Source organism: Paenibacillus sp. J22TS3, assembly GCF_018403205.1.
GTDB lineage: Bacteria > Bacillota > Bacilli > Paenibacillales > Paenibacillaceae > Fontibacillus > Fontibacillus tuaregi.
Genome location: NZ_BOSF01000001.1, coordinates 985431 through 1010701, shown reverse-complemented (window position 1 = coordinate 1010701; position 25271 = coordinate 985431). Strand labels below are relative to the sequence as shown.

15 protein-coding genes and 1 pseudogene are annotated in these 25271 nt (G+C 42.6%); all 16 read left to right on the top strand.

Features of this window, described 5'->3' with window-relative positions:
• The first annotated feature begins 133 nt into the window (after window positions 1–133).
• Window positions 134–1639 (top strand): recombinase family protein, encoded by a 1506-nt coding sequence (locus KJS63_RS04625; RefSeq protein WP_213618107.1) that lies wholly within the window; start codon window positions 134–136, stop codon window positions 1637–1639.
• A gap of 695 nt (window positions 1640–2334) precedes the next feature.
• Entirely contained in the window at window positions 2335–3252 is a 918-nt protein-coding gene (locus tag KJS63_RS04620; RefSeq protein ID WP_213618106.1) for a helix-turn-helix transcriptional regulator, read from the top strand.
• A gap of 6 nt (window positions 3253–3258) precedes the next feature.
• The gene (locus KJS63_RS04615) at window positions 3259–4620 is read left to right on the top strand and encodes a dynamin family protein (protein ID WP_084136608.1); all 1362 of its coding nucleotides are present in this window, start codon (window positions 3259–3261) and stop codon (window positions 4618–4620) included.
• Window positions 4586–6907 (top strand): dynamin family protein, encoded by a 2322-nt coding sequence (locus KJS63_RS04610; protein ID WP_213618105.1) that lies wholly within the window; start codon window positions 4586–4588, stop codon window positions 6905–6907. Before KJS63_RS04615 ends, KJS63_RS04610 begins: the two co-directional genes overlap by 35 nt.
• A 13-nt stretch (window positions 6908–6920) precedes the next feature.
• Window positions 6921–7556: a hypothetical protein gene (locus KJS63_RS04605; protein ID WP_047914210.1), complete on the top strand. Its 636-nt coding sequence runs from the start codon at window positions 6921–6923 to the stop codon at window positions 7554–7556.
• 4 nt (window positions 7557–7560) lie between these two features.
• On the top strand, window positions 7561–10884 hold the full coding sequence (locus KJS63_RS04600; RefSeq protein WP_213618104.1) for an ATP-binding protein: 3324 nt from the start codon (window positions 7561–7563) through the stop codon (window positions 10882–10884).
• On the top strand, window positions 10881–11489 hold the full coding sequence (locus KJS63_RS04595) for an HNH endonuclease (protein ID WP_213618103.1): 609 nt from the start codon (window positions 10881–10883) through the stop codon (window positions 11487–11489). Before KJS63_RS04600 ends, KJS63_RS04595 begins: the two co-directional genes overlap by 4 nt.
• On the top strand, window positions 11489–11866 hold the full coding sequence (locus tag KJS63_RS04590) for a hypothetical protein (protein ID WP_047914211.1): 378 nt from the start codon (window positions 11489–11491) through the stop codon (window positions 11864–11866). Before KJS63_RS04595 ends, KJS63_RS04590 begins: the two co-directional genes overlap by 1 nt.
• Window positions 11867–12352: 486 nt before the next feature.
• Window positions 12353–12622 carry a hypothetical protein gene (locus KJS63_RS26520; RefSeq protein WP_306432880.1) on the top strand — a complete coding sequence of 90 codons (270 nt, stop codon included), beginning with the start codon at window positions 12353–12355 and terminating at the stop codon, window positions 12620–12622.
• An 11-nt stretch (window positions 12623–12633) separates the two neighbouring features.
• Window positions 12634–12891, top strand: coding sequence for a hypothetical protein (locus KJS63_RS26515; RefSeq protein ID WP_306432879.1), 258 nt, complete (start codon window positions 12634–12636; stop codon window positions 12889–12891).
• Window positions 12892–12943: 52 nt separating this feature from the next.
• Window positions 12944–13318: pseudogene (locus KJS63_RS04580) on the top strand (sigma-70 family RNA polymerase sigma factor); the annotation flags it as partial.
• A gap of 302 nt (window positions 13319–13620) precedes the next feature.
• The gene (locus KJS63_RS04575) at window positions 13621–16851 is read left to right on the top strand and encodes an RHS repeat protein (RefSeq protein WP_213618102.1); all 3231 of its coding nucleotides are present in this window, start codon (window positions 13621–13623) and stop codon (window positions 16849–16851) included.
• Between the two features lie 15 nt (window positions 16852–16866).
• The gene (locus KJS63_RS04570; protein ID WP_213618101.1) at window positions 16867–22119 is read left to right on the top strand and encodes a polymorphic toxin-type HINT domain-containing protein; all 5253 of its coding nucleotides are present in this window, start codon (window positions 16867–16869) and stop codon (window positions 22117–22119) included.
• Between the two features lie 18 nt (window positions 22120–22137).
• A complete protein-coding gene (locus KJS63_RS04565; protein ID WP_213618100.1) occupies window positions 22138–22788 on the top strand; it encodes a HEAT repeat domain-containing protein in 651 nt (216 codons plus the stop codon).
• 418 nt (window positions 22789–23206) lie between these two features.
• A complete protein-coding gene (locus KJS63_RS04560) occupies window positions 23207–23896 on the top strand; it encodes a hypothetical protein (protein WP_213618099.1) in 690 nt (229 codons plus the stop codon).
• 336 nt (window positions 23897–24232) lie between these two features.
• On the top strand, window positions 24233–25264 hold the full coding sequence (locus KJS63_RS04555; protein WP_068616059.1) for an ABC transporter substrate-binding protein: 1032 nt from the start codon (window positions 24233–24235) through the stop codon (window positions 25262–25264).
• Window positions 25265–25271: the final 7 nt, after the last annotated feature.

The window sequence follows — 25271 nt, the reverse complement described above, 5'->3', positions numbered from 1 at the left end:
CCAAGCCGTATCAGCATATCCTCCATTAGGAGGCGATGCCGGGTGCATGTAAAACTGATTGCGGGCGACTCTAATGACAAAATCCGCACGGCCTGTTATGATTATCTCCTAGAGAAGTTCAGGAGGGAGAAACATGATCGCTATTTACGCCAGGGTGAGCACAGAAGAACAAGCAAAACATGGATTCAGCCTGAACGATCAGATTCGTCAGTGTCGGATGAAAGCGGAGACGAATAAAGTTAAAGAATATGTGGACGATGGGATATCTGGAGAGTTTCTAGATAGACCAGCCCTAACTAAATTACGGGAAGATGTCAGAGAAGGAATCATAAGCAAGATCATATGTCTGGATCCCGATCGTTTATCGCGAAAATTAATGAACCAATTAATCATAACAGATGAATTCGATAGAAGAGGAATAGAACTGGTATTCGTAAATGGAGAGTATTCCAAAACTCCGGAAGGAAACCTGTTCTATTCTATGCGTGGGGCGATAGCCGAATTTGAAAAATCCAAAATTAACGAACGAATGAGCCGCGGCAGAAAAGAAAAAGCACGACAAGGAAAAGTGTTGAGAGATTTTCAAGTCTACGGATATAGTTATGACAAAGAGTCGGAGCAATTCCTTGTCAATGAAGACGAAGCCGCAATCGTAAGATTGATTTTTGATTTATTTACTCAGCCCAATACAATGGTTCAAGGGTTAAATGGTATCGCACTATATTTGACTAGCAAAGGTGTACCTACAAAACGTGGAGCCCCAGTATGGCATCGTCAAGTCGTTAGACAAATCATAATGAATCGAGCCTATATTGGTGAGTTTTATCAGAATCGTTGGAATACCGAAGGAATGCTTGGTAACAAGCATAGAAAGTCAGAAGAAAAAATTCCAATGAGAGAAAGACCGAAGAGCGATTGGATTTTAATACCTTGCCCCCCCATTATAGACGAGGCACAGTTTGAACACGCCCAGAGACTGCTTTCCGAATCACGTCGCAGATGGGCACAGAAGAGTAAGCATCCATATTTATTAAGTGGTTTGCTTAGATGCGGAGACTGTGGCAATACAATGACCGGACGATTATCAAATAATTGGGGCAAAAAGGTTCCTGAGTATACAGATATTAAAAATACAGCAGGTGCAAAACGTAAAGGCTGCGGTCGAAGAATCAAAGCCCAGATGATCGAAGATCAAGTATGGGAACAAGTCGCCGGTTGGTTAAATAATCCTGACGAAATTGCCGCGGCGTTGCAGCAGGAGAAAACAAAAGAGCCTTTTGAAACTGGAGAAATAGCCAGGATCGAAAAGGAAATCGAAAAAACCAAAAACGCCCGAAAAAAACTAATCAAGTTATTTGCAGCCAGTGAAGACGGTATTGGGGAAGAGGAAATCCGGCAGGAATTGAAGGAGTTAACTCAGAAAGAGGAAGCTCTGAATAACCAACTAGCCGAGTTATCGGATATGTTGAATTCTACACAGAACAATGAGTATAACATTACCGTCCTAATGGAAGCCGTTCAGTATTATCTGTCAAAAGGGCAAGACGAACTATCGTTTGAAGAGAAGCGGGATTTAATCCGGCAGGTTGTAAGGGAAATACGGGTGTATGAGGATTCGGTTGAGATTTTTACGTTTTAATACCGGATTGATTCAGGAACGAACCAAGTGTGGCCTGGTAGGATGTATGGATTGAAATTTGGAGCAGCGGCTTGGCGTTTATCCCATTCTAAAAAGATGAAACCTGCTGGTTACTTGCAATGAACTCGGGGATAGTAACTAAAACAAAGCATTGCTAGTATCAACTCCCCGAGCATGAATATCTCTATGCCTTTGAAGGGAAGTCCTGGGGCAAGAAGGAAGCTGTGTCCTTGTTTGATGACCGTTTTCAACAGAACGATCATCAGCACACGAAACATAACTATGCAGGATATGTACTAATGCGCGGTGAATTATTGGCCGCGCATTCTTTTTATTTATTTCACACTACTAGAATAATTGAGTTTTTTCAGTCCAAAAGGTTAATCTGAACCGTTAAGAACGACACTAATTTTTACGTAACAGTAACACGTTGTAACAGGGCAAGGAACCACCGTTGCTCATCGAACAAACAGCGCCGGGCGACTTCTCAACTAGTACATATTTTGAACCTTAAAATACTCTCTACAAAATTCTACAGTATTCGACATATCGAAAAGTGTAATATTAGATCATATGTCATGGATAATTGAAACTAGGATGAATCCAAAATTAGTTAAGTGAAATCTTACTAACCCCAATATATGTCCATCTGGTTGTGATATAGTTGAAAAAACTGTTTAAGAAGGGGATATTGCTTGAACCTTGATTTTAACGGTAATAAAGGATTTCGTCTATTGAATATGCACGAACTGCTCAATAGAGGCGAACTCATCAAGAAGGCAGAGCTTGCCAAGCGATACGGAGTAACAGAAAAAACGATTCAACGTGACATTGACGAATTAAGAGTGTATTTGGCAGACACCCGTTTTGCGGAAGGGGAGGTATCCATTATTTATGATAGATTTCGTTCAGGATACTACCTTGTCCGTATGGAGCGCGAGTGGATTACTAACGAAGAGGTTTTAGCTGTATGTAAAATCCTTCTAGAGAGCCGGGCGTTTTGCAAGGAAGAGTTGGATGCGCTTGTCGCAAAATTATTAGCGCAGGTAACGTTAAATGACCGCAGGCAGGTCGAGAACATGATCCGTAGTGAACAGTTTTATTATGTTCCATTGAGGCATGGCAAGAAGCTTCTCGGGACAATATGGGAACTTTCGCAGTATATAACTCAAAACGAAGTAATCCGGATTACTTATGTCCGCAAAGATGGTGTGGAGCGGGAGCATGAATTGAAGCCGGTCGCCATTATGTTTTCAGAATACTATTTCTATCTGGTTGCTTTTATGGCCGATGATCGCCATGATTTCCCTACGGTGTTTCGTGTGGATAGGATCGAAAGGTTTCAAAGTTCTGGAGCCAAATTTAAAGTGCCATATAAGGACAAGTTCAACGACGGAGAGTTTCGCAAACGGGTACAGTTCATGTACTCAGGAGAATTGCGAAGGGTGAAGTTTAAGTTTAGCGGTGATTCTATTGATGCTGTGCTGGACAGGCTTCCGACGGCAGAGATATTATCGGAAAATCAAGGGATTTATGTGATTTCTATCGAAGTATACGGAAATGGTGTCGATATGTGGATGCGAAGTCAGGGAGAGAAGGTTGAGGTGCTATAGCAACGAATGGAAATTAATCTGCGAAACAATTTTATAACCTCACATAGCTTGATATCGCATCCGCTAAAGAGGGCGAAGAAAAAAACTAGGATTCAATACTATGTCATACTCGAATATCTTGTGAACCGATGTGCAGGTTTTGCCGAATACTCGAAAGCTCGGTTATCACAATACCATGCAATGCTTATCGGAGATGAGAGTGCACTTGTCTTAACTGATGGGAATCGTGAACGCATGATTCGTTCAATGGTCAATGACTGGTTAAGACCATGGATGTGGAAATATCGCTTCTGGCTTATGTGTGACATTGCGCTTATCGCAGCGGATAAAAACGCAATTGAGAAAGCTCTAAAGATCTTAATGGGATACTTGAACAAACGGCAGTCTGCAGCAATAGGTAACCTGGTGTCTGCCTTATTTACTGATGAGACTATCCCGCAAAAGCTATTGTTTGCAGAGGGGTTGATTCACCAGTTTCGGTTAAACCGAAGATTTGTTGCTCAACAAGAAATACGAATTTTGATTACAGCCAACATGAGCGCTGGCAAGTCTACGCTTATCAATGCCCTGATCGGCAAGCAGGTTGCCCGAACGTCACAAGAAGCTTGCACAGCGAACCTATGTTACTTATTCAACAAGCCGGTTGAAGATGGATCGATTCATTTGCTCGGTCCGCGGCTCAATCTGTATGCAGCATACGACGATCTGATGAATGCGGGGCGAGCAGGCAGCAGTGAGATCGCCTCTTTTTTCCGTTCTTTCGTACATTCGGATTCGCCAAGTCGAATTTGTCTGATCGATACTCCCGGTGTAAATTCCGCGATCAATCGGGAGCATGGCGAACGTACTCGTAGTGCGCTGCGTGAAGAGCATTACGACAAGCTCATCTATGTACTAAATGCTAACCAGCTCGGGACAGACGAGGAGATACGTTACTTAAAATACGTTTCCGAATATGTACCAAAGGACAAGGTCATTTTCGTGTTAAATAAGCTTGATAATTTCAAAAGTGCAGACGATTCCATCGCCTCAAGCATTGAGGGTGTCCGAAATGATTTGCTTCATCTTGGATTTGAAGAGCCTGTAATATGCCCGTTGTCTGCATACTTCGCACTATTGTTGAAAATGAAGATGTATGGCGAGGCCATGACTGAGGATGAGCAGGATGCGTATGACTACTATGTAAAAAAATTCAGCAGGGCTGAGTATGACCTGTCTGTCTACCTTCCTAAATCCAGCGCTCAAGTGCAGGCTGCAGAAGACAAGCAATCGGCACTAGCAGTGAGTAGCGGGCTTTACGGTCTGGAAAACATACTATACGGAGGAAAGACCGATGAAAAAAGTATTCGTGAAATACAATCCATATAAGCTTGAAACGGAAATCACTGTTGAAGGGAAACGTTTGGCACAAAACAGCAAGCTTGGCGAGAAAGCTGCCGACGGCTCCCGATTGCAGGATTGGGTAGAGGAACTCCCGCGCATCCTTATCGACGAGTACAATGACACGGAGTTTGAAGTTACGTTCCACGGCACGCTGCTCGACTACGAGGACTTGGTCGATGTATTCACTAAAGCATATGAGAAGATTGATTTAAGAGCAACGATTAAGCGTAAGGCTGCCAAAGAAACATCGGATAAGGAGGCTCTCATCGATGATGTGTTCAAACAAGTCCAGCAAGGTCCGTTCGATGAGTTGAAGGATGTGGAGATCGTGAGCGCATTCGAGCATGCCAAGAGCAGCGATTTTGAGGTTTGTGTGGTCGCAACGATGAGCGCCGGCAAATCCACGCTGATCAACTCGGTGCTCGGCGTAAAGCTGATGCCCTCCAAGCAAGAAGCCTGTACTGCTATTATTACACGGATTAAGGATATCACCCAAGACGCAGTGCCATTCAAAGCGGAAGTTTATAATAAAGAGGACGAGCTGGCTGAGACGCACGCCAAATTAACATATCCGATCATGGAACGATTGAATGCCAGCGAGAATGTTTCCGCTATCCATGTCTCAGGTAATATTCCATTCGTTTCGTCGGAGGATGTTTCTCTTGTACTAATCGATACGCCGGGGCCAAACAATTCACGCGACCCCAGACATAAGAAGGTCCAGAGCGAGCTTCTTGGCAAGTCATCCAAAGCGCTAGTCCTTTACATTATGACAGGCGAATTCGGTACGGACGATGACAATGCACTGTTGAGTCGGGTCGCTGAGAGCATGAGTGTCGGGGGCAAGCAGTCGAAGGACAGATTTATCTTCGTTGTCAATAAACTGGATGACCGCAAGAAAGAGGATGGCGATACGAGCCAAACGTTAGAGCGTGTACGTGCTTACCTGAAAAACCATGGTATAGCGAATCCGAATTTGTTCCCTGCTTCCGCCTTGCCTGCGCTGAACATCAGGCTCATTGCAAGCGGAGCGGACGTGGATGTGGACACGATCGATGAGACGGAGATGAAGATCAAGAAGTTGAACCGCAACGAATCCTTGCATTTTGAATCGTATGCCGCGCTCCCCCCAAGCATTCGCGGCGAGATCAACGAACAGCTTGCGGCTACAAGAGCAGCATGGAACGGCAGAGCTAATGAAAATCCGGATGAAGCATTAATTCATACCGGCGTCGTTTCTATCGAAGCAGCTATTCGTCAGTATGTGCAGAAATACGCCAAAACGGCAAAAGTTAAAAATATAGTGGATACGTTTTTGCACAAGTTAGACGAGGTGGGCGCCTTTGAGGAAACAAAGCGTGAGCTTGCTCAAAATCGCGAGGAAAGCAAACGGATCGTGAGCTTGATCGATTCGATCCGCAAGAAGATGGACGATGCACGTGATGCGAAGAAATTTAGGGAAAACGTTGATGATGCTATTACCAAGGTGAAAAAGTCTTCCGAAGTAGTCGTTGAAGAAGTAATAGAGAAGTTCCAAAGCAAGATCACCAAGCGTATCGACGATTCGCGAGGTCAGGAGATTTTACATGATGAGGTCAAGGACGAAGTTGATCGGTTGAATAAGTTCGCAAAGAAATTAGAACCGGATTTCGAAGAAGATCTTGATGATCTCATCCGAAATGACTTAGAAGAGACTGGAAACGCCTTGTTAGCCGAATATCAGAAAAAGCTTCGCTCTTTGCTTGAAGAGGTGGATACCAAGGATCTCAATGGTATAACCATTGATCCTTTTAAGATAATGAATGGAAGTGTCCAGGCACTCGATTATTCCGTAAAGCATCTTGAACATGAAGAAGAGCGGGTTGTGGGTCAGGAAAGTTATGAAGTAAAAGAACGTACAAGAGGCTGGTTTAAAGGCATTGCTTTTTGGCCTAAGGATGAATATGTCACCAAGTACAGGGATATTCGTAAAACCATTCGCTACATTAAAGGAGATGAACTGGCGCAATGGTATTTAACCCCTGTACAGGAAAGCTTATACGATAACGGCGATGCTGCTAAAGAATATGCAATTCAGCAGTCGGAACGAATCGCAGCACGCTTTAACAAAGAGTTTGTGCGGCTTGATGGTATACTCAAGGAAAAGCTTGCCGAACTGGAGAGTTATGCTACCGATAAAGAAAAAGCCGAGGAACGTATTAAGGAATCGGAACGCAAGCTGAGCTGGCTGGAGCAGATCAAGGCCAAAGTGGAACTAATAGTGGAAATCTAAGGGGGGCACCATCGTGGCTATTACGAATGCTTTTATAAACGCAGTTGAAGCAGGAAATGTCCGAAGTATCCGTATTATGATGAAAGATAGTCTTCTTGTTGACCCGACATTTGCTGAATTCAACCAAATGGAACAGTATGCTCGAAATATAAACGGGCTTTATGATGAACATGACGGTCGGGAGCTTAAAGAGGATAAAACTTCCTGGAACGACGACTACATGAATAAACTAATGGTTCAGGTTGTCGGCAACTTCTCGCACGACCGGATCAGTCGTCTCAAGGAGATCGTTAGACATCTACGCCCGGTTGCTTCAAATACACCAGCAAGACATTCAAACGGCAACGGGATCAGTAGTGTTCCCGGTAATAGCAGTAGCAGAATGGATGTTGCTAATAATGGTAACTATCCCTTTCGCCAACCCTCCAGCAATTCATGGAGATCATCGCCTCCCAGTTCCCGGCAACAGCAGTGGATTGGTAAGCAAAATAAGCGATTGCGTACTACCAGAGTCACAACAGGAGCCCTCGCAGGCGGAGTCGTTGTCGGTACGGCCACAGCCATTGGCGGAGGCAGCTTTATCGCAGGTGCTGCTGTCGGAGCGGTCGTCGTTGGGGCAGCAGTATTCATTGCAACGCACAGGAGGTAGTCGTATGAGTGATTTTGTAGATTTGACCGGCGGGAAGACTATGTCGGTGAGCGAACCGTCGGAGCCAACGCTTCCGCCATCGCCTAAAAGCAATGTTCCGAGCTATAACGTGCTTGAAGGTCAGCTTACCGAAGCAAGCTTGCTTGTTGATGACATCGTGCTCAAAAACTATTTAACTAAGCTGACTGACTTTGACATTATTCCGCTACCTGATAGTCTGAAGCAAATTAGCGATATTCGCCTGTTTAAAATAACGGAAATGGTTTACCAGAATCATGAATATTCAACCTATAAATTTGCTTCAGTTTTCAATGCGGTGCAAAACCTGAACTGCGGTGTGTTTATTATTGCCGACAGCAACGGCGAGAAAACCGACTTTTATATGGGCGTGCGCGCACTTGACGATAAACGAACAACAAAATCGCTCAAAGATACGTTAAGAAATGCGTTGCGCGGTCAGTTCCCCGGTGTAAAGACGGTCGATCTTCTCGACTCTGCTGCGGAAAGCTTTCTTGAGAACATTCCGTCGGGAAATATCGCGTCGGTCTCGTGTGTTGCCAACAATAAAGATGCGGAATTCACTGACAACGAGCGGTTTATTCAAGGACTCGACAAGCTTGTACTTGCCATGCAGGGTCAGCGTTATACTGCCGTTGTGTTAGCCAAAAGCACGCCGTCCGCTCAGTTAGCAGAAACCCGCCGCGCCTACGAAAATATGTACACACAGCTTTCACCGTTTGCCAATATGCAGCTAAGCTACGGCACAAATACGGCTATAAATGTATCAAATGCTTTTTCGCAAGGAACGACAACAGGCACGTCGCATTCGACAAACCGCTCGACCCAAACCGGCACCAGTCGTTCAACGAGCTCGACGATAAATGAATCCGAAACGAAGACTGATACCGCCACTATGGTTATGAAAGGGGTGGGTGCAGCATTGCTTGGCGCAGCAGGCATTGTTACCGCTCCGCTAACCGGGGGCGCCAGCCTCGTTGCAGCAGGAGCGATTATGGCAGGCCATGTTGGCCTTAGCGCGATCAATCCCAAGTCAACAACGAAAGGTACATCCACGAACGAAAGCTACTCCGATAGTTCATCGGAGTCGTTTGGGGAGTCGGATACGACGAATGAAAGCACGAGCGAAAATAGCACCAAAACCATGGGTTTAGTATCCGGGACGTCGGATAACATGCAGCTTACAACGCAAAATAAAACGCTTATTAACACGCTTGAGCGGATTGATTTGCAGTTAAAACGTATTGATGAATGCGAAAGTCTCGGCATGTGGGAATGCGCTGCTTATTTCTTGTCAGACAGTCAAGAAACGGCGGAGATGGCGGCAGGCACCTATCGAGCATTGATGAAAGGCGAGAAGTCCGGTGTTGAAACATCGGCGATCAACTTCTGGGGGCGCCAGCATACAAAGCAGATTCCTATGCTTCGGGAGTACATTACGAACTTTATTCATCCCGTCTTTGCTTATCAATCACATTCGACGAGGTTGCCAGTGACAGCCTCATCGCTCGTAAGCGGTAACGAGCTTGCGATTCAGATGGGGCTTCCCCGCAACTCGGTATGTGGCTTTCCCGTCATTGAACACGCTGATTTCGGCCTGGAAGTGGTCAAGTACAATCAGCGTAGTAATCGCGAGAGCAGCTTTATTCTGGGCAACGTATTCACGATGGGAAGAGAAACGAATACGGAAGTGCGTCTTGACCGTGATTCCATGACGATGCATACGTTTGTGACAGGCTCTACCGGTTCCGGCAAAAGTAACACCGTGTACGAACTACTCAATCAATTACGGAACGTCTACGATATTCCGTTCCTAGTCATTGAGCCTGCTAAGGGCGAGTACAAAAACGTTTTTGGGCAATTTGCCGACGTATCTGTATATGGGACAAATCCCAAGAAAAGCGATTTGCTCCGGATCAATCCGTTCCGGTTTCCAGCCGACATTCATGTTTTGGAGCATTTGGATCGACTTGTAGAATTATTTAATGTATGCTGGCCGATGTATGCCGCAATGCCCGCCATCTTAAAGGAAGCGATGGAACGATCCTATACTGCGGTGGGCTGGAATTTAAGCGCCTCTGAAAATCCGAAAGGTGATATATATCCAAACTTTGCAGATTTATTAGAGCAGATTGAAACCGTAATTAATGAGTCCAAATACTCGTCTGATAGTAAGAGTGACTACTCCGGTGCCTTGTGTACCCGTGTCCGATCGCTGACGAATGGGTTAAATGGTCTGATTTTCACAAGCGATGATTTAACGGATACCGAGTTGTTCGATAGGAGCATAATTGTAGATTTGAGCCGTGTCGGATCGACGGAAACCAAGTCGCTTATCATGGGACTGCTCGTTATGAAGCTCAATGAATACCGGATGACCTATGGTCAAACGAACAGCTCGCTTAAACATATCACTGTGCTTGAGGAAGCACATGTCTTATTAAAGCGCACATCAACAGAGCAGTCCGCTGAGAGCTCCAATCTTCTCGGTAAATCGGTAGAGATGCTTGCCAATTCTATTGCAGAGATGAGAACGTATGGAGAAGGCTTTATTATCGCCGATCAATCGCCTGGGCTATTGGATATGTCGGTCATTCGCAACACGAACACCAAAATTATTCTGAGATTGCCGGAACGAAGCGACCGTGAGCTTGTAGGGTATGCCGCGAATCTGGATGAAGAGCAGATTGGCGAGCTGTCAAAGCTGGAGCGTGGTGTAGCGGCTATTTATCAGAATGATTGGGTAGAACCTGTATTAGTTAAGGTGAATAAATGTGATATTGATGAAAAGCGCTACGACACCAAAGCGCATAATTCGGCAACAGATGTCCGGAAGGTTTGGACACAGCTCCTGTCGTTACTCATCCAGGGGAGAGTGCGTGAACACCTGAACTTTGATTTAAGCGAAATTGAACGTGGGGTGACTATGCTTCAATTATCCTCTCACAACAGGGAATTTGTCGAGGAGCAAATCATTGAGTATCAATTAGAGGGTAAATTGTCCTTGTGGAGTCCTTCGGAATTTATTAAGCTTTCCCGCCGCATTACGGGTTTGCTTGGTGTTCGTGCGCAAGTCGAAAGCTATGTGGCTACTTCCGTTAACAATTCCGGGCTGACCAGGAAGCTTGCAGGGCTCGTGAATCAATTCGTATCCCATGCCTCCGAAGAAGTGACTCTTGCCATAAGCCAGTGCTTGATGAAGGATATAAGTGTACAGCAAGAGGAATCGGAGGTTCGTGAACGGATATATATGCAATGGATCGATGAGATAAAAGAAAGTTTTAGGAAAAACGGCGGGGTGAATATATGAGCATTGCTTCGTTTAAAGAAATAACGGAGATATCGCAAAAGCGGTTCTCCGACAGTCCGCTCGGCAAGATGACGGAGAATAAAACATTCGAAAAACCGATGAGCGAGTATGATAAGCCATTAGGCGCTGTGTTTGATAATTTTAGGAACTGTCCTATTGAGGGTAATAATGGTCATTGGGATGGCGAACGCGGCGATTCCAAATGGATTCCCGACCAAGATTATGTCCCGCCTGAAGTGAAAGGAAAAACCCGTTCCAACCCCGATGGCTTAACAATGGGGCAGCTGCTCGACAAATACGGTATTGATGGCGGAATAGTTTATAAGGACGGCGAGCCCGATTTTAGCGAGGTTAGCAAAGGTACCGTTGAGATTGAACCGTTCTCTACCGAACGTACGGATAATTTCGACAAGGCCGATCTAGCGCTGGCCCAACAAAAAGGTTGTACACCTGAAGAAGTTGCACAATGGCGCAAAGACAATAATTACACGTGGCACGAATGTAAGGACATGAGAACGATGCAGAAAGTCCCCAATGAAATTCATGCAAATTTTTCGCATAGCGGCGGAATTGCTGAAGCTAAGAAAGGTAAAGGTGATTCCTAATGAATAATCCGGTGTTTGGTAAGCTTATTTTCAACGTCGGTTGGAAAGCTGAAACGGAGATTTCGCTTTTTAATAAAAACTATAATGTAATCATCAAAGCGGCAGCATACTTTGAAAAAGACGGTATCACCGCAGAACAGGAAGCGGCGATTGTTGATTTCGATGACCATAAGAATGAACGTTTAAAAATGGTCGAAAAGCTGCTAACTGATTTTTCTGAAGGAGATGCCTCTCAGCAATTTATTCCACGTACCTTATTGTTCCAACGTAATGGCAATTATGCCTTGCTTCTCGATGATAAAGAAGATGAAGATGAAGGCATAGCAGTTTGTCTTCTACCAGAAGCGAAGATTGTATCTCAGGATGAGTATCTTTAATTTATCTTTAGCCGAGTTTCGTAAAATTGATGGATTTCATCGACTACGTTCTTAATGACATAATACCAAGAAGCTGATAGACAGGAAGGTTAATGATGCGACCTTAGACAGATAAATGTCTATGGTCGTTTTTTCTTAACAAGTGGGGTTACACAGTATCAATGGTACTGAAGCGATTGCTGCCGCGATTCAGCATCATAAAGTGCTCGATCATGAGCTTAGCTGTTTGTGTAAAGGTCCTTATGTTATAATTTTAGGCATAGATATTTAGTGGGCTATTTCCCGAATAATACAATGATACTCAGGCGGTGATTCGTGTGAACCGGATGCAGGACTTAAATAAGTTCATTAAACTAACAGGTGATCGAGCGAAATTGGATGCAAAAGCGAATGGCACATACATTGTGTATAAGACCAGCGATGGACATATGGTAAGGGAGTATAGCAATGGGGAAATAGAACGTATAGAGGATTCGGAGCTCAACAATGAATAGCCCACTTGCAACAATGTTTATTTTCGCTGGTAATAATGGCAGTGGCAAAAGTACAATTCGTAATCTGATTGTGGACCGTATTGGCGTTAGTATAAATATTGATGCAGACGCACTGGCTCGCGCGATTGATGCGGAACAACCCGAGCGTTACAAAGTAAGTGCCGGAAAAGAAGCCATTAAGATAGTAAGAGATTGTATTCGTAACAAACGGGATTTTTCAATTGAGACGACTTTGAGGTTGTCATGTTCTATGTTGGATTAGGTGATTATCGATTGAATATCCAAAGGGTTGCCGCCCGGGTGAAAAACGGTGGTCACCACATTCCATCCGAAGATATCATAAGGCGGCACCATACCTCCATAGAAAATTTACTTGCTCATCTTGATCTCATTGATTATTTAGTTCTGATCGATAATAGTGAATCCGATGGTAAGATCGTAATGGAAGCTGACCAAAAACGTATTATTTATCGAGTTGCTGTACTGCCTGAGTGGGTAAGGAAAATTGAGAAGCACCTAGATCAGATCTAATTCGAGGACGTATAGATGAGATAAATGCTAAAAACTCATGATCACTACTGACATTAGAACCGAGATTCTTATGCACCTTCGTTCCTTGAAGAAGACAAGGAAAGATGTCTCTTTGCACGACCCGATTGGAACGGATAAAGAAGGCAACGAAATCACCCTGATCGATATCCTCGGTTCGGAGAATGATGACGTGGTAGAGCGGGTGCAGCTCAAGATGGAGAAGAGCAAGATCTACCAGAACCTCGATATTCTAGATGAGCGGGAGCAGGAAGTGATTCGTGGAAGGTTCGGCCTCGATCAAGGCGGTGAGGAGCGGACCCAGCGTGAGATTGCCAAGGAGCTTGGCATCAGCCGGAGTTATGTGTCGCGGATTGAGAAGCGGGCGCTGATGAAGCTGTATCATGAGTTTTATAAAACGAAGCGTTGAGAATTACCCGGGATGGTGATCCCGGGTTTTTCTTTATTTAAAATTAGATTGTAAATTTTAAAACTTAAGGCTAATAGAATAAAAAAAGTGAAATGTCAACGAGTTCTTTAGCCCCTTTTTGCATTGTGGCAAGTAAGACAGCAGCAGCTATTGCAGCTAAAACAATGCTGAAAAGTACTGATAACAAAACAAAAAGTCGAATTATGGAATAAATAGGGCTATATACATATTTATAGTCTTTGATTTACCCTTTATGGTGTATATTGGGAATTATACCTTTACATAACATTGGAGGGGAAAAGATGAATTTTAAAAGGTGTCTTAGTGTTTTTTTGCTCATTTTATGTTTGGTCTTATCGTCATTTCCTGGGGTCACAGTGCAAGCTGAACTAATGGATACTTCCCCAAATGTGGAAAATGATCAGATTCCTGCAGTTACCGAGGAGAATAACAGTCCAGATCCCGATTTACCTGGTACATCTGTTGATTCTTCAACATCTTTAGAGGAAACTGACAATTTGCAGAGCCAGATTGAAGCTCAGGCTGTTGATAAGATCGAGATGGTCATTTCTCCAGGGGAAAGTCTTGAATTTGTGAATCCAACTCCAGCGGGTAGATCAGTATATACAAATGGAAGTGTTAAGAACGGAATTCTGTTTGATTATGCAGGATATTCAGCTAATGGAAAAGCCACATACATTGATATGGATTCAGCAACTCTCACACCTGTTATACCAGCGAATGGTGGCACTTTAATAATTACAGCGCTTAATTCTCAAGTCAATCTTAAAGTTCCTGCTGATGTAACTTATAGTTACTCAGCCGAGCCTGCATTGTTAAGGAAAACATTAGGGCGTGGTGAGAGCTACCAGATTTCTAATGCGGGAGTAGGTGATCTACGTATCATGACGGACGCAACTTCAAGTAACGGAAAGCGGCTTAGTTATGCAATTTATAAAAAGGATGGAAGTGTTAAATCATCAAAACTTGAAACGAATTCGAATCTATCAAGCTCTCCTAGCTCAGGAGAAAATATAGTAGTTACCGGAAAATCAGACCTGCCTGTTGTTATAGGAACCTATTATAAAAATGCTGTTGGGCAAGAAATAGCAGAACCTGCTTTTGAGAGTGTGCAACTGCATAAAGGAGAAAGTTACCAATTTACAAATATAGGTAAATTACCTGATGCAATTGAAAACGATGGGACGCCAAATGATAAGTTTGATTACGTAATTTATAAACCAGACGGAACTGAACTTTCACGGGGCACGAATACTGCTGTAAAGCCATCTTTTGCCCCAGGCAACCGTATTGTTATTACTCTGCGTACGGACAATCCCGTCACCTTTGGGGGACCTTACCGTTCGTTTGCCGGGAGTCCTGTTAACGGCGATGCCATAAGCAGGGTAACACTATCGCCTGGGCAATCCTATTTGTTTCGTAACAACGGGTCGCTAACAAACCCAGTTAATAATAATGCAAGATTGGTAGGAAGTTTATATGATTATGTGGTTTATAAGGCGGATGGCAGTTACTACTCCAAAGGATTTGATAGCAAAATAACTCCAAATCTGCCTGCTGGCGGATATTCCATAATAAGTGTTGTATCAGGCTCACCTGTTACTTTTGATTATACGGATGACTTCTCAGCTGAACCAAGCAACGAACCGGCTTTTTTCAGAATAACGCTTTCCAAAGGAGAAAGTTATGAATTTACAAATATAAGTGATTATCAACGGACACTCGATAGTACTGCATCGAAGGATAGCCGGTTCGATTGGGTCGAGTATTATCCCGATGGCACTCAACAGGGGAAGCAGGCTAATACTTACAATAATCCACTTGTTTCTAAGGGAAACAGAATAGTTGTTACAACCGTAACCGATGTCCCAGTTACCTTTGGAGTTGCATATAGACTATTCTCTTGGCGTGATAAGCCTGGTGAAGCAATTTCCCATCAATTAATCCGATCTGGAGAATCGTATGTGTTCAGAAATACGGGAAGCAAAACTATATCCATAGTTAATGATGCTCAAGCTACAGAGGGGGCATATGATTATGTTTCGTATACATCCGAAGGAATGGTAGAAAATAGAGGGTTTAACGAGAAAGTAAGAACAATCTCAATTCCTGCACAGGGTTTCTTGATTGTGACGGGACAGTCGGACAACCCGGTTACTTTTGACTACACAGAAACAATTACTGTGGAACAGGCCAACCACCCAGCGATGACCAGAGTGACTTTGAAACAAGGGCAATCCTATTATTATAAGAATATAAGCGACAAGGTTGATTATTTGTACTCTGACGCGATTCAGAATATAAACGACTTTTCATATGTAATCACAAAGCCAGATGGTACTGTCCACTCTCAGGACCCAGTCAAGTTCAACATCGTTATTATCCCTGCCGGATATACGATTAAGGTAACAGCCAACTATTTGCATCCAACCACGTTCGGAGCGGTCTTTACTTCTTTTCTAGCTTCATCGGCACCGGATAGCTCCTATTTAGAGAAAACAATAAAAACAAACGAGAGTTATATCTTTACGAATCCAGATGCCAAAAATCAAGTGTTAGCCAAGAAAAGTGGCACCAACTCTTCCTTATTTGATTACGTAATATACTCGTCAAAAGGAGAAGTTACAAAAATGGGGCTCAATATGGATAGTAACATCTCCATCCCAGCTGGAAGTTCGGCCGTAGTCACAGCGGTATCATCGGAACCTGTAACCCTACAATATGTCAAACCCGTAGAAGCTGAATCCATCACAGAACCTGCATTCCTAAAGAAGCTGTTGAAAACAGGCGAATCTATTACATTCTCGAATGTCAGCAGCTACGATGCTCAGCTTAAGACAGATGCCAGTACTAATAACAATCAATACTATGATTACACGATTATAAAAGCTGATGGCTCCCTATTTAAGGAAGGTGTTCATTCGACTGGGGAGTATGTGGTTCCTGCCGGCGGTAAAATTACGGTTAAAGTAAGCTCGACCAACCCAGTTTTATTTGCTGGTCCTTATCGGGTGTTTAAATTGGAGGATGCTTCGGAGTTTGTATTTGAGAAGTTATACGAGAACCAGCCCCTAAACGTCTCAAAGGATGCTGGCAAAAACGGCTATTATTTGTTTACGCCAGCTCAAACGGGAAAATATCGTATTGCGGCTAAAGAAAATAACAACTCAGACCAGAAACCCGTAATTACTATTTTTAGTGATCCTAAACTGCAAAACGCTCTGACCGTGAGCAACAGTGATGAGAAAGTTTATGGCAATGATATTGTCTTTATTGAAGCTGATTTACTAGCTGGTACTAAATATTATGTAAAAGTCCAAGAGAAGAGTGGTAAGGCATTACAGTTATTTCTAGCGGCAGCGATCTTGAAAGTAACTCCAAATGCTACTTATGATTACAGCCCTGCGGGAAGATTAACTAAGGTGATATTCCCGACTGGGGACGTTATTCTGTTTGAATACGATGCGAACGGCAATTTAAAGAAAAAAACGAAGCAAGTATATCCTTTTTAGTCCAGAGGTGATCAAATGCTAAAACGTATATTAGTAACCATTCTGTGCCTATCCATTACTTTTACTGGTTTAGGGACAATAGCAAATGCAGCAACAGATGGACAGCAAGCTTTAAGTTCGAATGGGAACAGGAAAGAGGAGATTGTAACTCTATCAAGAATTTTGGAGAAGTTCCATAAAGAGGAGTCATGGTTAGACCAACAGCTTGCCGAAGGCTATTCGTTATACCAAATTTATACAGCATTAGATCAATCAGGCGGAGATTTAAGTGCCTATAAAACTATTATTAGTAAAAATGGAACAAAAACCAATGATCCTCAAGTGCAAGTAAATAAGTTGGAGACTAGCTCCGCATTGCTCTTAAACCGCCCTAGTTCTCTGGCTGCACAGGCAGATTACGACCAAGCTGCAGTTGACCACTTGCCTGTAGATCAGCCCTTATCTCCATATGTGGAGAGTTATGGGAGCGATTCGGTATCCGTAGCCACAGGAGATCTAACTGTCGGTTATACCGATTTTACCTTGCCTGGTTCAATACCATTCTCCTTGAACCGGGTATATGACAGCTCCAAAGCCAATAATGATATTTCTGTAAAGCTCAGTGGCAATATTTACAAGAATGAAGCTGGGACACGAAGAGAGGAGGCTGATTCGCAGCTAGGCAGAGGATGGAGATGGGATCAGCCTTACATTATGACACGTGACAGCCGCAGATTCCTGTATTTTCCGGGAATCGGCACATATCGTATACTATCTGATCTAACCTTGCAGGGTTACAAGTATAAGAATCTTAAACTCGCTGATGACACAAGCGCAGTCGTTAATGGAAGAACAAGTAAGTACAAACTCGCAGTTCTAAATGGGCCTAACTATTATTTTGATGATGCTGGATATTTGATTCTGATTCAGGATGATTATAATAACCGGGTGGAATTCAGTTATACCAAGCAGGGAATTGGAAATGTCCTCACAAAGGTGAAAAATAGTGATGGGAACGAGCTTGCTTTCACTTATACAGATACGCAAGTAACCGTAAAACAGACGGGTACAGAGCTTGTTAAGGTATATACGCATGTTATGGATGAAGACCGTCCGGTTCTGACGAAAGTAACGGATGCCCTTGGGAAAGATACCAAATATTTTTACAGATTACCTGAAGCGCGCTTTAACTTTTTAGCCAGTTTGGTCGGTCAATTGGATCAGCAATCCTGGGACAATTCGGCGCTTCTGACACGTATTGTATCTCCCACATCTTCAATAACGGATTTTGATTATGCCCCATCTCTGAAGACGATCGGCAGCTATGCAACACGGTTTGTATTTAAAACGACTAAACGCCAAGATGCATATGCGGCTTTGAACGGGGATGTTATAGTTCATAAGAGATCATTTAACTACACCAACGAGGACTTAACAAGTTTCGGGAAGGATGCAAAATGGGTTACAACCATTGAAGGACCGCATGCCAAGCAAACGTTCCAGCTTCGAAAATTATTTGACGGTGCAACACAGCCAGATATCCACTTTCTTGATGAATACCGAACCGAAGGAGATCAGGCTGCATCAGTTGAGAAGCTGACTTATGATTCATCCAAAAGAAACATTCCAATAAAAGTGGAAGACTATTATATTCAAAACGGAAAGAGCTCTGAGCCAGTAACCGGAAAATACAAATATGATGAGAACGGGCTTATACTATCGTTGAAGCAAAGTACCGGTCAAGAGACTACTTATGACTACCAAAAATCAGCAGAGCCATACTTCTGGAATCAGCCTAGTACAGTAAAAACCAAGATTGCCGACAATCAATTCAGGGTCGAAACGAATGCTTATGATTCGCTTGGAGGATTAAAGCAATCGTCAATCTCTGAAACGGGCTCAGTTAACAAGCTTCTATCCCAGACTAATTATCAATATGATAGCTATGGAAACCCGGTTGTTGTTGAGGTGAAGGATGATTCCAGGACGATATCCACAAGACAATTCTATGAATCACCTTACGGACATCATCTCGTTACAAAGGAGTCTACTCAGGTAACGGGAATTGACAACTCTTCATCAACGGTATCGAGGCAATACGAGTACTTCCCGACAGGGGCTCTTTCTTTGGATGTTGACGAAGCAGGGAATAAGACGTCATATCAATACGATAAAACAGGACGTATAGTTCTAACCGGCTACAGTGATGGTTCTTCCGAAAAAGTCGTTTATGATGATAATTTGAACACAGTGACAAGCACCGATCCTAGCGGTTTGGTTACGATTAAAAAATATAATCCTGTAGGGTTTCTTGCCCAAGAAGTGCAGGATGATGCTGTATTTCAGTACTTTTATGATACCGAAGGCAATACCGAGGAGTATATCGATGCTGAAGGTAACAAGACCAGTTATAAATACGATTCCTTGGATCGCTTGGTTCAAACTAATTATGCAGATGGTTCGAAGGATCTGGTTGACTATGATCTGATTAATCGGACTACAACCAATACAGATGCATCGGGTTACAAGATGAAGGAGACCTATGATCTTCTCGGCCAGACTGTGTCTATAGAGGAATTTAATAATGAGACGAACACCGTTCTAGAGAAACGGGGATATAATCTGGTTGGTGATGTTATCTCGGTTACGGACGGGAAGAACCAGCAAACTATTTATGGGTATGACGGATTGGGAAGAACAATATCAGTAACCGATCCCAAGCAGCAGACTACGAAGTATACTTACAGCCTTTCTGGCAACCTAACCAAAATTCAGCTTCCAGACCGGTCTGAGATTAATAAGCAGTACGATGAATTAGGCCGGGAAATACTGCACATTAATCAAGGCAATCAATCCAGAAAGTATTATTATGATACTCGAGGAAATATTACCAAGTTTGTGGATTTCTCTGGAAAAACCAAAGAATATCAGTACGATAGCGATAATCATTTGACTCAAATTAAGGCACCAGAAACTACAATAAATTATACTTATGATTTCTCTGGACGCCGGACCACAATGCAGGATGCCCAAGGCACAACAAGATATACCTACGATCCAACGGATGGTTCTTTAACAACATTAACCTATCCGGATGGAACAAAAATTGAATATAGCTATAACACGCAAGTACGGACAGGTTACACCTTGGTGTCTCCTAATGGGTCTGCAACACAGATCCAAGGTAATTTGGACGAGCTAAATAGGGTCAAGGATCTTGAAGTGTCCAGCAAGAGTGGAGCAGCTGCCGCATTGGCGGCCACGCCAGGAGACAAGATATCGTTTGAATACGGATCAAACAAATTACTAAAGAGACAAACAACTGTCAGTGGTACAGGGATTGTTTATAGCTATAAAGGATATGATTTGTCTGGTGTATCTGTAGAACAAGGCGGTAATCAAAAGCAGCAGTTCAATTATCAATACGATAATAATAAGAATATTATTAGTCGTACTCAGAACCAAATAACAGACTCTTTCGCTTATGATCCGTTGAATCGTATCCAGAAGGAAAGCACCACAGAGAGCACTAGAACTTACAGCTACGATAACAAAGGGAATCGAATTAATGTAGAAGGCTCGAAAATTGCGGGTATGCAGAATGCAGAGTTTACATTCGACAGCCTGGATCGTCTAACGGGGGTAAAAGGAGAAGGGAAAGAAGTTTCTTATCGGTATAATGGAGATGATCTATTATATGAACGTAAGGAAAAAGATAAGCTCATTCGTTACTATTATGATGAAGAAGCCAAATTAATTGCCGAGGCAGAAGTCAAACCAGACGGATCACCTAAACTCTTATACGTTTATGTATATGATTTGGGAGGGCAATTATGGGCCCGTAAAGACAAGAATACAGGCGCCATGCAGTACTATCAATTCAACGGCCATGGAGATGTAATCGGACTAACCGACAGCAAAGGAACCGAACTCAACAGTTATGCCTATGACGTCTGGGGGCACCCGGAAAACACCAAAGAAACGGTTCCCAATATCTTCAGATATTCTGGAGAATACTGGGATGAGACTACCGGACTTCAGTATCTGAGGGCGCGGTGGTACGATCCAGGAATGGGAAGGTTTATAGCTGAGGATACGTATGAGGGTGATGTTACAAATCCCCTGAGTTTGAATTTGTATACGTATGTGGAGAATAATCCATTAATTTCAGTCGATCCCACAGGACATTGGTGTACATCTGCTGATGGGAGAAATGCGCATCCTGGACAGTGTAGTAGTAATGATCCTGAGAAATATTATATGGATGACTATCAAATCCCTAAAGGTATGCCTTACTTGGTTAATGGTCGTTATTTAGGGGAATATAGATATGATAATGGACTTAAGTTTACTTCTGACCCTCAAGGAAATCGCCAATATAATTTTTGGAATATGTTTCCTAAAGATGTTTATTATTATGACTATGTAATGTCAAAGCCGCTTTCAAGTACAACCTGGACGGCTGTAAGTGTTAATGTAACTGCAATATTTAAAAAGTTTGTTGCAAACGTAGTCTCTAAAACTAAATCTAAAACTAAAACTAATAGTTGTAATTGCTTTGTTGCCGGCACTAAGATTAAAACAGACGAAGGGGAGAAGAATATCGAAGACATTGAGGTCGGAGATAAGGTTCTCTCAAAGGATGAAGAGACTGGTAAACAGGCTTACAAGGAAGTCACGCATCTGTATCGAAATGATAAGGAAATCATCTATGAACTTACGGTAGGTGACCAAGTCATTGAGACAACCGACAATCATCCGTTTTGGGTTGAAGGTAAAGGTTGGGTGTTAGCGGCTGACTTGCAGGTGGGGGATAAGTTACAGCAGAGTAACGGGAATACCTTGAAGATTGATAACATCAAGATTGTTAGGCATGAAGAAAAGGTCAAGGTATACAACTTTACTGTTGCGGAGTTCCATACCTATTTTGTAAGTGACTTAGGCATTTGGGTTCATAATATTGGACCTTGCGATGTTATTCCTAACCAAGGTAAGGTATCCGTGGTAAATAGAGCACCATCGGTAGATGCAGGAAAGCAAGGAAAACATATACAGGGGCATAATAATTTTGATTCCAATAAAACGGCATGGCCAAAGGGACAAAATGGAGTTGAGCTCACACAAAAGGCTTGGTTAAAAGGAACTCGTACTAGCAAGACCGGAAATGTTAGAGTCTGGGACACAGGAAAGCCGATAGGTCCAAACGGGGAAACGGGTATTAGAGTACACATAGATAGTAAAGGCAACATCCACGGTTACCCTGTTGATCCGTCAATCTATTTACCTTAAAGGAGATGACCTTAACTATTGCGAATCATTACATCCTTACAAAATAAGTTAGCTGATTTTTGGGACTGGTCAGGGATAAAAGCTGATATATATGACAATCAATGTACAACTATCGATGAGACTTTATACATTGAATGGGATAATTTAATCTCTCTTACTCAAGAAGCAGTCATGATATTAAAAAGTAACTCACAAAAAAAGGAAATGCTAGTGAAGCCTATTTTAGAAGTTTTAGCTTTAGATCATGAAAATGAATCATTGTTAGATTTTTGTGAAGAGGAATTGGGGCCAACTGAAACAGAATGTTTAATTAAAGCAAGTATCTCGTTTCCTCTTACCGGAGCGAGATGGCAAATGGCAGAACTTATTGGGAGGAAAAGGGAAAAAGGTTGGTTGAAGTATGTTCTGTTGTTAACAAATGATTCCAATAAATACGTACAAAGAAGAGCTTTACTTTCGCTGGTACATCTTGATTCAGATTTGGCCTCAAAGATAGCATTCCAAAAAATAAGAGATGAAGATGACATGATCAGATTAGTGAGTTTAAGAATTTTAAATGAAACTTCATCAGGATTACTTGAAGACGCAATTTGGTTACTTGAAAATGATCCGTACAGTTTAGTGCGAGAAGAAGTGAGTAAGATCGTTAGTAATTTGAGAGAGAATTGATCTAATATGCTCTGAAAGGTGGTAGCTAAAATAGTTGCCACTTTCTTTTTTTCTCTGAATCAAGTTTATAACTAACGAAGGGGAGAAACCTATCGAAGACATTGAAGTCGGAGATAAGGTTCTCTCAATATTGTGATTAAACTAAAAGGTTTAACTTAAATGCGGCAAAAACCATGTTCGCCTCATTAGTACAATTTATAGAGTACAAATCGACATTCTATGTGGAGGGAAGATAAAAAAAATTCATTCGTATACTACCTACTCTCTTCAATACTGATAGCAAAAAAGCGTTCTTGTTTTATGTAGTTATTCAATAAGTTTGAGAACTTGATGGCGGCAACCTAAGGGTCTTCTTTTCTTTCACTCGCATTTAGTTAGTAATCTATATTATATACTAGCCCCATAAGGAGGTATTCAAGTGAACATATCAGGCTTGAACAATTTTCAAACAATCATAACTGCTTCGCTGAACGAAGAAATACATATTCTTGATGAGCACGAAGGCATGTGCTTTTTCACTAAGACAAGATTTAAAACCGAGGATTTTAAAGGAAATAAAATAGAGGACATAGAAAATAAATTTCGGGTTACATCAATTTGGTCGGTGAACATAACTGATGGGCAGATTCGTAAAATTACTCCTTACGGAGATTTTGACATCAATGATGTTTACATTACGGCGAATTATTTGTATTTCGTTAAAATCACTGATGCCGATCATGACGGACTTCTTCTTGAAGAAGATTATCAAGGTGGGGAACTATGGAGAGTGCATTGGCAAACACTAGATCATACGCTTTGTTTTAATATTAGACCGTATAATTTCCATCGCTTTTTGACAGCTAATGATAACTATGTTGTTTTTGTTTCAGAAGATCGAATTCCAGATGTTACAGAGGTTGTTTTTTATGATCTTAACACCAAGCGCTTTGCTGTGCTAAACAATGTATATGATTACGACTGGTGTGACTTTAGATTAATTGATGATAAGAAGGGAGAGCCGGTATTTCTTTTTCAGAAAAAATACAGTGAGGGTGTAATGCAGGATGTACCTTGCGTAAATCTTGTCACTTGGCCGGATTTAATTGCGCAATTGGATTGGGAATAATCAGTGATTGTTATCGATTTGGGTTCATGATATCGGTTGTGATAAGATATCGCACCGCATGAGACAATAGTTTCGCCTTAGCCATGAAGAGGACTAGTCCACACAACAGCAATCCTTTCGGGTACTCACCCGAAAGGATTGTTTTTTTATGATGCCAAGAAATCATAAGAAATCAAAATAACTCCGGAATAAATCATAACTTCAAAGCGCAGGATCATTATTTTCTCAAAAATAACCTCAACAAATACGTATTGAATTCCATTTAGACCCAGGTATATTGCCTATAAAATCAAGATAGCACCTGAGCATGTGGTGAAAATAAGGAGGGGTAGTCAAATGAAAAATATGTTTAAGTCTAGTGCCATACTTCTGATGACCGTAACGATGCTTCTTATCTCAGCTTGTGGGAACACGGATACCGGGAACAAGGCAAGCTCCGCTACAACGACAGGAACTGGGGATTCAGGGAAGACGGACAAGACGATTACACTCGGCTTTGCTCAAGTAGGCGCAGAGAGCGGATGGAGGACAGCCAATACCAAATCCATCCAGGATTCAGCGAAGGAAGCTGGTATCGATCTCAAGTTCTCGGACGCCCAGCAAAAACAAGAAAACCAAATTAAAGCGATTCGGAGCTTTATCGCCCAAAAGGTAGATGTCATCGCCTTCTCGCCGGTTGTAGAATCCGGTTGGGACACCGTACTTAAGGAAGCGAAGGATGCCGGTATTCCAGTCATCCTTACTGACCGGGCTGTTGATTCCAAGGATACATCGCTCTATCAATCATTCCTTGGCTCAGACTTCGTAGAAGAAGGACGACGTGCCGGCAAATGGCTTCTGGAAGAAATGAAGGACCATCAAGGTCCGGTGAATATTGTGGAATTGCAGGGTACTACCGGTTCCGCACCGGCAATTGATCGTAAGGAAGGCTTTGAGGAAATCATTAAGGAGAACCCGAATCTGAAGATTGTGAAGTCCCAGACCGGTGATTTCACACGGGCCAAAGGCAAAGAAGTTATGGAAGCGTTTATCAAATCCGCAAAGGCTGAAAATACCAAGATGGATGTTCTATTTGCCCATAATGACGATATGGCGCTTGGAGCTATTCAAGCTCTAGAGGAAGCAGGCATCAAGCCAGGTGTAGATATCAAAATCATTTCCATGGACGGCATCAAGGACGCATTCCAAGCCATGAAGGACGGCAAGATTAACGTAATTATCGAGTGCAACCCGCTGATGGGTCCTCAATTGATGCAAATTGCGAAGGACATTGTAGCCGGTAAAGAGGTAGAAAAACGCATTCTGACCAACGAAGGCGTGTTCCCGCAAGATACAGCTGAGAAAGAGCTGCCGAACCGTCAGTACTAATCCTGCG

What these genes read in the sequence shown, in the direction of transcription:
- KJS63_RS04625 (WP_213618107.1), top strand. Translation starts at nt 134, where the DNA reads ATGATCGCTATTTACGCCAGGGTGAGCACAGAAGAACAAGCAAAACAT.
- KJS63_RS04615 (WP_084136608.1), top strand. Translation starts at nt 3,259, where the DNA reads ATGGAAATTAATCTGCGAAACAATTTTATAACCTCACATAGCTTGATA.
- KJS63_RS04610 (WP_213618105.1), top strand. Translation starts at nt 4,586, where the DNA reads ATGAAAAAAGTATTCGTGAAATACAATCCATATAAGCTTGAAACGGAA.
- KJS63_RS04600 (WP_213618104.1), top strand. Translation starts at nt 7,561, where the DNA reads ATGAGTGATTTTGTAGATTTGACCGGCGGGAAGACTATGTCGGTGAGC.
- KJS63_RS04595 (WP_213618103.1), top strand. Translation starts at nt 10,881, where the DNA reads ATGAGCATTGCTTCGTTTAAAGAAATAACGGAGATATCGCAAAAGCGG.
- KJS63_RS04590 (WP_047914211.1), top strand. Translation starts at nt 11,489, where the DNA reads ATGAATAATCCGGTGTTTGGTAAGCTTATTTTCAACGTCGGTTGGAAA.
- KJS63_RS26520 (WP_306432880.1), top strand. Translation starts at nt 12,353, where the DNA reads ATGAATAGCCCACTTGCAACAATGTTTATTTTCGCTGGTAATAATGGC.
- KJS63_RS04575 (WP_213618102.1), top strand. Translation starts at nt 13,621, where the DNA reads ATGAATTTTAAAAGGTGTCTTAGTGTTTTTTTGCTCATTTTATGTTTG.
- KJS63_RS04570 (WP_213618101.1), top strand. Translation starts at nt 16,867, where the DNA reads ATGCTAAAACGTATATTAGTAACCATTCTGTGCCTATCCATTACTTTT.
- KJS63_RS04555 (WP_068616059.1), top strand. Translation starts at nt 24,233, where the DNA reads ATGAAAAATATGTTTAAGTCTAGTGCCATACTTCTGATGACCGTAACG.